The sequence below is a fragment of the Streptomyces sp. NPDC007991 genome (assembly GCF_042958445.1).
In the GTDB taxonomy this organism is placed as follows: Bacteria; Actinomycetota; Actinomycetes; order Streptomycetales; family Streptomycetaceae; genus Streptomyces.
In genome coordinates this window covers 1-9,281 of record NZ_JBIBJD010000019.1, presented here as the reverse complement: position 1 = coordinate 9,281, position 9,281 = coordinate 1, and the positions used below count along the sequence as shown (strand labels likewise).

The 9,281-nt window shown below is 63.3% G+C and carries 8 protein-coding genes; 4 read left to right on the top strand and 4 right to left on the bottom strand.

Going from position 1 to position 9,281, the window contains the following annotated elements:
- Window positions 1–541: GntR family transcriptional regulator (locus ACFZDA_RS37465; RefSeq protein ID WP_391090300.1), on the bottom strand; the 541-nt coding region annotated here is incomplete at its 3' end.
- Between the two features lie 144 nt (window positions 542–685).
- Here ACFZDA_RS37465 and ACFZDA_RS37460 point away from each other — a divergent pair.
- Window positions 686–1,783: a DUF1152 domain-containing protein gene (locus ACFZDA_RS37460; RefSeq protein ID WP_391090298.1), complete on the top strand. Its 1,098-nt coding sequence runs from the start codon at window positions 686–688 to the stop codon at window positions 1,781–1,783.
- A 516-nt stretch (window positions 1,784–2,299) separates the two neighbouring features.
- On the top strand, window positions 2,300–3,520 hold the full coding sequence (locus tag ACFZDA_RS37455; RefSeq protein ID WP_391090296.1) for an IS110 family transposase: 1,221 nt from the start codon (window positions 2,300–2,302) through the stop codon (window positions 3,518–3,520).
- Window positions 3,521–3,805: 285 nt separating this feature from the next.
- Here ACFZDA_RS37455 and ACFZDA_RS37450 read toward each other — a convergent pair whose 3' ends face one another.
- Window positions 3,806–4,768, bottom strand: a complete 963-nt coding sequence (locus ACFZDA_RS37450) for a hypothetical protein (RefSeq protein ID WP_391090294.1) — start codon at window positions 4,766–4,768, stop codon at window positions 3,806–3,808.
- Between the two features lie 325 nt (window positions 4,769–5,093).
- On the opposite strand from ACFZDA_RS37450, the gene ACFZDA_RS37445 reads away from it, so the two are divergent.
- Window positions 5,094–5,885, top strand: coding sequence for a hypothetical protein (locus ACFZDA_RS37445; protein WP_391090292.1), 792 nt, complete (start codon window positions 5,094–5,096; stop codon window positions 5,883–5,885).
- An 84-nt stretch (window positions 5,886–5,969) separates the two neighbouring features.
- Here ACFZDA_RS37445 and ACFZDA_RS37440 read toward each other — a convergent pair whose 3' ends face one another.
- Window positions 5,970–7,277 carry a hypothetical protein gene (locus tag ACFZDA_RS37440; protein WP_391090290.1) on the bottom strand — a complete coding sequence of 436 codons (1,308 nt, stop codon included), beginning with the start codon at window positions 7,275–7,277 and terminating at the stop codon, window positions 5,970–5,972.
- Window positions 7,278–7,621: 344 nt separating this feature from the next.
- A complete protein-coding gene (locus ACFZDA_RS37435; RefSeq protein WP_391090288.1) occupies window positions 7,622–8,245 on the bottom strand; it encodes a DUF6000 family protein in 624 nt (207 codons plus the stop codon).
- A gap of 347 nt (window positions 8,246–8,592) precedes the next feature.
- Here ACFZDA_RS37435 and ACFZDA_RS37430 point away from each other — a divergent pair, with 347 nt between their 5' ends.
- Entirely contained in the window at window positions 8,593–9,057 is a 465-nt protein-coding gene (locus ACFZDA_RS37430) for a hypothetical protein (protein ID WP_391090286.1), read from the top strand.
- The last annotated feature ends 224 nt before the right edge of the window (window positions 9,058–9,281 follow it).

The window sequence follows — 9,281 nt, the reverse complement described above, 5'->3', positions numbered from 1 at the left end:
GCCGTCCGGTCATGTTCTCGACGTACAGCAGCGTCCCCTCTTGGATCCGCTCCGGCTCCAGAAGCCTCGGCGCACGCTGACCGACATCCGGAGCGAACCACGAGGTGGACAGCGTGATCGGCCCGTCCTGGTTGTTCGTCACCCGCCGCCGGTGCACCGCACGGCGATCCTTGACCAGGCCCAGCGCCTCAGCCACGTGATCCGGCGCCTCCAGCCAACCGGCAGAGGTGATCACGGCATACTCACCCGGCGTGTAGATCTTCCCGGTCTGCCGAGCACGCCCGTACAGCTCACGAGCCCGCCGGTTGACTTCGAGGCTCCGCACGTACGTGCCCGACCCCTGGCGCTTCTCGACCAGCCCTTGATGACTCAGCGCCTCCAACGACCTTGCGGCCGTGGGCCGGGACACCTTCCAGTCCGCCGCCAACTGCCGCTCCGACGGCACCTCGTCCCCCGGTCGCAGGTCACCCCGAAGAATCTGATCACGGATGTAGTGCGCGATCTGGAGATACTTCGGCTGAGCCTCCTCGATCTGCGGCATCAGTCCTCCTCACCCAAGGCGAGCCCCAGGCGAGTAAGCGGGCACCCCGCTACCGAGCTGAGGCCTGCTTCTCGATACAAGTGGCTATGGCCTCTAGCCACTATAGGGTGAGTGGTCAACCCCCCACCCCGTAGGCTGAGACGCATGACGCGGTTGATCGTCGCAGCAGGAGGAGGGGGCGACGCAGTCGCCGCCGCAATGATTCACGCCGCCCTCTACGGCGACGAGGACCAGGCGGTGATCCTCACGTACGCGTGGGACCGCCTCCTGATCGACCCCGTTCCAGGTCCCCGAGGACCGGACAACTTCACCGGCCTTCAGCCCCTCACCCCAGCGGTCTGGGCAGTGCCAGCCGAGGCCCGCCCGATTGCTCCGGCGGGTTCGACTCTCCCCCGACTCGCAGCAGAGCTCTGGCACACGTTCGCGCTGATCGATCCGTGCCATGGTGTCGAGGGCGTCACTCGCCAACTCGAAGAGCTCGTGGACCACTTGTCACCGGCCTCGATCGACCTCCTGGACGTGGGCGGAGACATCCTCGCCCGCGGCGACGAGCCGACGCTGAAGAGCCCGCTTGCTGACGCCATCACACTCGCCGCGTGCTGCCAGGTGAACGCTCCCGTCCGCCTCCTGGTGGCGGGCCCCGGCCTCGACGGCGAACTCCCTCTCGACGAACTGCGCGGCATGCTCGGCCCGCTCATCCACACTCTCACTATGAAGGACGTCGAGCCGATCAGCTCGGTCCTGGAATGGCACCCCTCCGAGGCAACCGGGATGCTTGCAGCGACAGCCCGAGGTGTACGCGGCACCTGCGAGATGCGAGACGCCGGCCTCCCGGTCCCCCTCACCGACGAAGGACCGACGGTCCATGAGGTCGACCTGGACGAGGCACTGACCCGCAACCAGTTGGCCCGCGCCATCCTGACGACCGCCACCCTGGACGAGGCCGAGGCGCACAGCCGCGAAATCTGCGGCTACTCGGAGATCGACTACGAGCGCAACAAGGCCACATGGCTCAAGGACCAGCCACCGGCACAGCTCGACCCGGAGACCGTACTGTCTCAGCTCGACCAGTTCGAAGCCGAGGCCCACAGCCGCGGAGTCACTCACACGACGTTCCGCCGCATCACCGAGGCACTGAACCTCAACGGCTCCCTACGCGAGGACCTGCGCCAACTGCTCATCAACAGCCGTCCGCAGCAGTACGACGCTCCCTTGTGGCGCATCACAGCCGCTACTGAGTAACAACCTTCTTCACGGGTTCAAGGCGGCTCGCTCCGCTCACCGCGCGCGGCCCGGCCCCCGGCCGGGCCTGCGCTCCTAATGGCGCCGTAAGACGTTCGTCTTGATCCTGCTGGCGAACGTCTTGAGTGAGCCGGCATGCGGTGATCCGTAGCCGCTCCTGAGGCCTGACCTCCCAAGACAGAGTCGGCCCCGCATGCCAGCCCGCCCGTTCGTTCCTCATCGTGCGGAGGGGGCGGGGGCGGCCCGCGCTCCTGCCTTCGTCCCGCGCGGACCGCCCCCGCCCTCTCCGCCAAGGACACAACAGCGGCATCGTTGGCTCGTGGTCCAAGCCGCCGCCAGGGAACACCTCTCACCGCTCGGCGAACACTCAGTTCCGCAGCTGACCGAGACCCCTGACGACCGCTGGGATTGCGAACGACTGATCGGATGACGGGCCGTTGAGCCCTGCCATTAGGAAGACGCGCAACCCCTGCCCGGCGAGGACCACCACGCCACCGCCAATCAGAGGACACTCCTATGACCAGCGTGTTCTGCGGTATCGACTGGGCCACCGACCATCACGACATCGCCCTGCTCGACGAGACCGGCGCCCTCCTCGCCAAGCTCCGCATCGACGACAGCCCCACAGGCCTGACCCAGCTCCTCGACCTCCTGGCCCGCCACGGCGACAACCCCGACAACCCAGTCCCCGTCGCCATCGAGACCTCCCACGGGCTCCTGGTCGCCTGCCTGCGCGCCACCGGCAGACCGATCTACGTCATCAACCCGCTCACCGCCGCCCGCTACCGCGACCGCTACGCACTCAGCCGCAAGAAGTCCGACCACCTCGACGCCAAAGTCCTGGCCCACATCTTGCGCACCGACCCCACCGAACACCGCCCCCTGCCCGCCGACAGCCACCTCGCCCAGGCCATCACCGTCCTGGCCCGAGCCCAGCAGGACGCCGTCTGGGACCGCGTCCAGACCGGCAACCGACTGCGCTCTCACCTGCGCGAATACTTCCCCGCCTTCCTCACCGTCTTCAGACACTTCCGCGAAGGCCTCGCCTCACCCGTCAGCCGCACCCTGCTGGCCGCGGCCCCCACGCCCACGCAGGCCGCCCAGCTCACCCGCCCCCAGCTGCGAGCCATCCTCAAGAAGGCCGGCCGCCAACGCGAGATCACCGGCGAGGTCGAACGCCTCCACGGCTTACTGCGCGAACCCCAGATGCATCAACCGCCCCTGGTGGAGCAGGCGATGGGCACCAAGACCCTCGCCCTGCTGCGGCAGTTCGAGGCAGCCTGCACCAGCGCCGACGAGCTGGAGGACGCGGTCGTCGACGCCTTCACCGCCCACGAGGACGCCGAGATCATCACCAGCTTCCCCGGACTCGGCCACCTCACCGGCGCCCGCCTCCTGGCCGAACTCGGCGACGACCACACCCGCTTCACCACCGCCCGAGCACTCAAGGCCTACGCCGGATCCGCCCCCATCACCAGATCCTCCGGACGCAAGACCACCGTCCTGGCCAGGCACATCAAGAATCAGCGTCTCGCCTCAGCCGGCTACAACTGGGCCTTCGCCGCCCTCACAGCATCCCCCGGAGCACGAGCCCACTACGACCGCCGCCGAGCAACCGAAGAACGACACGTCGCAGCACAACGCAACCTGTTCAACCGCATGCTCGGCTGCCTGCACCACTGCCTCACCCGCCGCATCCGCTACGACGAGCAGACCGCCTTCCCCGACACCGCTTGACTGATCAACCGCATCGGATGTCTGTCTCCGCCCCGCTCCAGCCCGGCCGGCGCCCGTGCCGCACGCACAGCAGTCAGCCGCTTGCCGTTAGAGAAGACGTACGTCGTGGCTTGGGCGGTCGGCTCCACGGCTTTACGGAGCCACTTTGGCGCGAGCCTCGAAGATCATGGCCCCAACGTCGTGCTTTACCGGGCAGGTCCACAGACTGCCCGACGCGCCGGAAGCTTACGGGGCCATGATCACTCGCGCCAAAGCAGCGCCACCCCAAAGCCGTTCCGCCGACCTTCATTCTTGCGGCGACTCGTCTGAGGCTGTCACCTCAAAATCTTCCATGGACTTCCGAGGAGGGCTCCATGTGCCAGTCTTGTAGTCGATCAGCCGCTGAAGCCGCTCCCGAGACCACTGGTCAAATTTCTCCTCAGACCTCCATCCGCATGATGCGCATTCGTCATACAGCAGTGTGCCAAAGTGCCCTTCCTGCTCAATCAGGCCGCTACTCTCCTTCACAACCTGGTACGAATCGCATTTCGGGCAGCGTTCCTCCACTTGTTCTTCGTGGCCCACACGCAATAGAGTAAAGGTACGCAGGAGCTCCTGAGTCGCGCCTAGTACAATTTCGGCGTCTACCTCTGAGGCGTCAACGTAATGCTGCAGCCATACGGTTAGGTCCCACGTTTTTTCGCCGAGTGACTTCAGATACGCGCGGGGCTTGCTGTTTGCGGTGAGGCTATTGGCGAAGATCCCCAGCCACGCCTTGGCGTTAGCTACCTGCGGTTTCTCTCCGTGCACACGAACCCAAGGTGCATCGATGTTGTCACGCACCAAGGCGAGTAGAGACTCGCGGCATCGTATTCCTACTGCCTGAAAATCTTCCGCTTCCTCCGCAGTGACCATTGCCTCGATGGCCCCAGCATAGCGGCGCCATGACTTTCCGACGTGCTCGTTCTGCTCTTCGGCCGGTTGCACCTTGAACTGCTCATGAAGAACTGCGTTCAGGCCAAGATGGTAGGTGAATGCCTGTTCTAGACTCTTGAAGTCATCCTGCGAGTAAAGATTGGTCATATTTGTAATGACCCACCAACGCTTCCCGCTTGACATCCAGACGTCGTATAGATCGTATTTTCGGCGGGCCACTCTTCGCCGACCTACCTTTTGCACAAGGGTCACTTGGTCCGCGGATCCCGGAGCTGTCTGAGAAGTCACGTACTCGCGGATCTGATGTTCTTCCAGCTCATTCATCTCAGCCATGCCGGAATTATTGCACTTCCAGTTCCCCGCATGACAGGTTTTTTGCTCATGGTCATCCTAGGCGTAGCCCTGGCCGATGCTCGCCGAGTTGGGTGGGGTGCCGTTCGAGCGGGAGCGGTCGTAGCAGAGGCATGCCACAGGGGGCAGGAAGCAACATCGCTGCCACGACCGCTTTCAAGATCGCTCGCGAGCCGTCCAGCGGTCATGGGCAGGGCTCTGGCACAAGATCTCGGGCTGGACGTCAACCGGCCCTGTCATACCCTCGGTACTCTCGTGCGGGAGGATCCCAGCGGACGGGATGACTCAATAAAAGGGGGGGCGAGTCTTGGCAGGCTTCGACGCTACGTATTCCTTTCACCCCGAGAACCTCGGAGTGGTCCGAGCCATCAACGCCGCTGCCCAGCGTCGCGCTCGCGACATGCACATCCGTTGGCGAAGTCGCGCCACAGGCGATGGTGCCGGCTACGCGGCCATGGACGGCTGGAGCTACGGCCTGGACATCTTCCTGGAAAGACTTCGGCGCGACCTACCCACCGTTGCCGAGGCTACCCCAGGTCGGCGGAGCCCTGCGTACCGCCGCAGACTTGGGCACGGCTATGTTGACATACTCACCAAATATCGCTGCGGTTGGTACGACCGTTACTACACGACGGATGAGTCCTACATTCCTACGCTTCGGGCAATTCGAGCATCTTCGGTTTGGCCAATTCACTCGCTGTGGCCGCGTAGCGACAACCAGGAGCTGGGTCTGCGCCTAGTCGTAGCACAGACTGTGATGGCAGCGTGGTGCGTGCGTGAGGTCGATGCGGAGGTGGTGATCGAGGAGCTTCACACAGCTGCCGAGCTGATTCTTAAACGCATCACGCAGATGCCCGACCGAACGAAGTTTCCCGATTTGATCAGGGAAGCTCGCCGCCAGCAGGCTCTTTCTACTGAGCCCATGGAGTTCGCTTACGCAGACCCCAAGAAAGCTCTCACGGCACAGCAGCTTCTCAAATCGCTTCTACGAGAACGGAACGCCTGCAAGCATGGCGGTGGGGCGCAGGCCGAGAGTTGGCTCGATGAGCACTTCTGGCCAGCCGCTGGCCTGCTGGAACTGTTGTCGGCAAAAGTCTAAGAGTGGCCCGTGTACGCTGCCCATAGGTTGTCGTCATTAGGTCGCACTAGCACGGCCACTCTCCAGCCTGGTTCCTATTTCCTTTCACATGCCTGGAATAACGGGCGACCCCAGGCCGTGAGAGCGGGCGTAGTGCACGAGCCATCCTTTTGAAGTGATCTCGATGGACCTACGCCTTTGGTCGTCGTCGTCCCTGCTGCTGTTGACCAGTCCGTATCTCTCAAGTTCCACGACGTTCTTGCGCATGTGTGCTCGGTCATTGAAGTTGAACTGCTCGTAGTCGCTAGGTGAGCAGGTTCCTCCAAAGGTAGCCAAGTCTTCGAGTAGCGTCCAAGTGCGGGGCTGCATCTTAGCGCTGGCTTCGTGCTTAATTGCCTGGCTTTCGAGCCACTGAGTAAAAGCCTCGTCTATCTCAGTCTCTGTTTTAGACTGGAAGAATTCCGACTCGTGGTCCTGGGAAAAGCTTTGTGCGTGCCTAAGGGAATCACGCAAGTTCTTGTGGGTGACGACGTAAACGTGCTCGAACGATGAAGCGGATACCGGTGCTTTGCTAGTTGGTCTCACAGAGTAGTGCAGCAACCTGGTATCAATCAGGCTTGGAATGTACTCATCAGCGACGGGTGTAATTTCGATCGGGTCGGAAAGTACACCGTTGAGGCGTGGTGTCGTCGCTACACTCCTCGCGATTCCACGAGCGCCGCACAGAACCCAACGCATACCGCCGAGTTGAAGGACGGGGTCACGTATTTCTTCGAGTAGACGCCGCGCCGCAGCGGACGTTTCTAGGAGCTCCAGATTATCGATGACGCCAACCAAGCCGCCGGTACCCTCCGGGAAGGCTTCGCGCAGCCACGACCTGATGGTGGCCCTGAACCCGGCATTCGAGAATCCCGTCGAACTGTTCGCCGCTGCGCTGCCCGTAAGGCCTCCACCCCCGAACGGAGAGGTTAGGTTCAGCCCGCGTCCTTTCAGTACGGGAGCTTCAAGCCAGGCCTTGACGTCTCTTGTCTTCGGCACTTTGCGATCGGCTCGCTTGAGGACTTCTTCGTTGTCAAGAAATGCGCGAGCGATGGCGAAGTAGCAGTCGCTGATAAACTCCGAGGCATCTTCCTTGATCTGCAGCGCTTCAGGGAGGGGAAGGTATAACTGAACTGTTTCCCTTCTTTGAAATCGCTGGCTAGCGACCCAGGCTGCGACTGCGACAAGGCTTGTCTTCCCCACGCCATTCGGACCTTCTAGAACAATGTGGGTATCCCCCTCTTCGATTCTGCGCAGTAAGGCCCGCAGTTCTACGTCTCGTCCAACGAGCAATTCTCTACCGTCGGCACTTGATGGCAGTGGTTTAACCACGTACGGATTGCTTGCAAAGCCTAGTTCTCGCCAAAAGCTCATGCACCCTCCCCAAGCATTTGATGCTACAAGGTGCCACGGTGGGTGTCAGGGCAATGCTCCGATCCCCACGCACATGTCTGCGCCACCGGGACGGGTGCGACCAGGCGGTAGAAGGCCCCGCAGCGGCAGCAGTCATGACTGATTCGTCTGGGCACCGCACCAGATGCGCATCAGATTGATCGGGGGATGGCGGAGAGAACGAGCGAGCCCAACAGATGCGTGAGCCAGCCGTATGGCGAGGTCAGCGCCCGATTCAGCCTCGAATGATCGCAGCTTCCCAAGGTGAGGGTGCCGGAGCGATCACCCTCGTGGTGCGGAAGGATCAGGTGTCTCCGCGCCAAGGGTCATCGGCTCCTTGCTGTGCAGTGTCTGGCGCTCTCGTCAGCGACTACGCATAGTTGGCCGATGAACTCGCGGTAACTGCCGGGGGCGTCGTAGTCCTTGGTCGGCGGTCCGTCGACCCACTGCTGCCAGAGGCCGTCTGACACGAGGAACCGGGCCGCCTGGCTGGCGCCGAGCCTGGCGTCGAGCAACAAGAGCGCACCGAGGGCAGCTGCCTGGTCGTAGTCGAGGTCGGGGCGGAGCAGGTAGCGGTCGAGGTAAGCGCCCAGGAGGTCGGCGTCGGCAGGGGCGCCGAAGGTGGCGAGAGCGACGCAGTATGCCTCCCCCGCGAAGGGTACTTCGCTGGCGAGCAGCAGTTCGCCGAGGCGTTCGCGGAACTCGGTTCGGCCGGCAACGGCGATGAGCCAGGCTGCCGTCGTGCGTTCGCGCCATCCTCCGTTGAGCAGGGTCTCCAGTTCTCGCGGGTTGATAGCACTGGCAGCCTTTCCCAACTTCCGCGTGAACTTGCCGCGCTCGCGCCCACTCATCCCGAGAGGGCTGCCACCGAGTTTTAGATACCGCTGGCCGGGCGTGACGTAGCGGCGGGTCAACTTGAGCAGCTCGGACCTTTCGTAAGCGTGGCGCATGAGGGCATCCTGTCGTGGAACGAGGCTGTTCGACCATCGATCTGGCCGGTCGGACGACTCAGCCGGTCGGCCCGTCGTGGGATTCGCCGAGGTCATCGAGAACGTAAGGGACTTCACCCCCGGCCAGTGGTGCCGGAGGGTGGGGACGCCCGTCTCAGTTTCCGTCTCATTCAGCCCCGTTCACGGCCGTTCACAGGCGACCTCACGCCGGACACTACGTACGGGCCGCCCGCCCATGAACGCCCGTGCACACCGCCCCGCACCCCACCAACACAGTTGGAAAGCGTGTTGGCGGGAGAGCAGAGCGGGTACTGCGCCCGGTCGGCGATACGTGATCAGCTTGGGGTGTGGAGACCATCATCGCCAGTGCCATAGCCGTTCTGGGGACCCTGCTCGGCTCGGGGCTCACCCTGGCGTTTCAGCAGCGCACCACCGACAAGGGACATGAGTTCACCCGGCATGAGAGGCTCCGGCAGGAGCGACTCGATGCTTACTCCGCCTACGCCGGCGCACTCATCAACTACCGCCGCTGCCTGGTACATCTCTGGTTCTGCGAACACGAACAACCGCCACACGAGGACCCCAGCGTGGTGCGAGTCCGCGCATACGACCTGCGTTCCAACGCCCAAGAGGCTCTCTTCCGGGTGCAGATGCTCACCGATGACGACGCCTTGAGCGAGGCGGCAGAAGCTGCACTTGCGGACGTCACAGCCCTGTCCAAGACGGACAGCAGGACCGAACTGGACCAGCGCAGGGTGAAGACCCGCGACGACATCAGTCGACTGGTTAGAGCGTCCAAGCGCCATCTCTGATGCGCCCGCCAACCCATCTGCGCGTAGGGTCCGTCCGTCAGAGCCGTGCGCCGCACCACAACCGCACCAGATGAGGCGGGGAACAGCGGGGAATCACGGTGAAAGCGGTCCAGCCTGAGGAGGCCGCAACCGGGGCGTTCACCCAGGTCATTGCCCGGACAGACGCCAAAAGATCGCAGCTTCCCAAGCTGAGAGCGCGAGTTCGATTCTCGTCACCCGCTCCA